The organism is Rhodococcus sp. MT28 (genome assembly GCF_058792695.1).
In genome coordinates, this window is sequence record NZ_JBXAFD010000058.1 from 1 (window position 1) to 1,618 (window position 1,618).

1 protein-coding gene is annotated in these 1,618 nt (G+C 64.0%); it reads left to right on the forward strand.

Features of this window, described 5'->3' with window-relative positions:
• Positions 1-363 precede the first annotated feature (363 nt).
• The gene (locus AC1Q6C_RS33565) at positions 364-1,593 is read left to right on the forward strand and encodes an IS110 family RNA-guided transposase (protein ID WP_044480091.1); all 1,230 of its coding nucleotides are present in this window, start codon (positions 364-366) and stop codon (positions 1,591-1,593) included.
• Positions 1,594-1,618 lie beyond the last annotated feature (25 nt).

Consider the following 1,618-nt stretch of genomic DNA (forward strand, 5'->3'; position numbering starts at 1 on the left):
GTTGCCCTAATCGGTAGTTGGGATAGGAGCTGACCCCGTATAGGGACAGTTTGTGTTCTGGTGCTGCTGTCGGGGCGACGCCTGTTGTTGCCCGGACATTCGATGTCTCACGAAAGAACGGTGCGCCCCGGTAGCAGTGATCTGGTGTTCGGTGGTGTGATGGCGTTGCCCCTGCCGACCGCAGGGTTCACCCCGGTATGAGTTCTCCCGAGCCGTAGAGCTCTTCGGAAAGCACTGGGGGTCCTGCGGTGTGCTGGAGTCACGGACGGCTACTGAGATGACGGACCGTCGAGTCCTGCGATTAGGGTGCCGCGTGGCCCCTGCCCGGTGCCGGGCATCGTATCGAGCAGACGGAGGGAACGAATGAGTTTGTTCTGTGGAATCGATTGGGCCACTGATCATCACGACATCGCGGTCGTCGACCACACGGGCCGCCTGGTGGCCGGCGGCAGGGTCGAGAACACCGCCTCGGGATTCGAGGCCTTGTTGGCCATGCTCGCCGACGCCGGTGAGGACCCGCACGAGCCGGTGCCGGTGGCCATCGAGACCGATCACGGTCTGTGGGTCGCGGCGTTGACCGCCTCGGGAAGGCAGGTCTACCCGATCAATCCGCTCGCGGCCTCGCGTTACCGGTCCAGGCATGTCGTCTCCGGAGCGAAGTCCGATGCGGTCGATGCCCGCACCTTGGCGAATATCCTGCGCACCGACCTGCCCGAGCATCGCCCACGATCGAATGATTCCGAGCTGGCCCAGAGTGTGCGGGTGCTCGCTCGCGCGCAGCAGGACACGATCTGGAACAGGCAACAGGTCACCAACCGGGTCATCGCGCTGCTCAAGGAGTTCTACCCGGCAGCGTTGGAAGCCTTCGCCGGTCTCGAAGGCGGCATCACCCGAGCCGATGCCCGGATGATCCTCACCGCTGCTCCCACCCCTGCCCAGGCGGCCACATTGACTCCGGCCCGATTGCGAAAGTTGATGGCCAAAGCCGGCCGCCAGCGATATCTCGATCGGGACGCCGGGCGCCTGCGCGAGGTGTTCACCGCCGAGCACCTCCGTCAGCCCGCCATGATCGAAGAAGCGATGGGACGGCAACTGAGCGCGTTGCTCGGGCAGCTGAACGCCATCTGTACTGCGGTTGCCGACCTGACGGAGGCGGTTACCGAGACTTTTCACCGACACCCGGACGCGAAGATCCTGACCAGTTTCCCCGGCGTGGGGCCAGTGGTCGGCGCCCGGGTGCTCGCCGAGATCGGTGACGACCGCTCGAAATTCGACGACGCTCGTGGATTGAAAGCCTTCGCTGGATCCGCGCCGATCACCCGCGCCAGCGGCAAGAAGACCGTCATTACGCACCGGCACATCAAGAACCGGCGTCTCGCCGCCGCCGGTTCGATCTGGGCGATGGCAGCGCTGAAATCCTCGCCCGGAGCGCGGCGGCACTACGACGCGCGCCGAGCCAAAGGTGACTGGCTCCAAGAAGCCAAACGCCACTTGTTCAACAAATTCCTCGGACAACTCCACCACTGCCTGCAAACCGGACAAACCTACGACGAAACCCATGCCTTCCCACCTCCTCTCGTGCTCGCGGCTTGACTGTTAACTTCCTGAGATGTCTTTC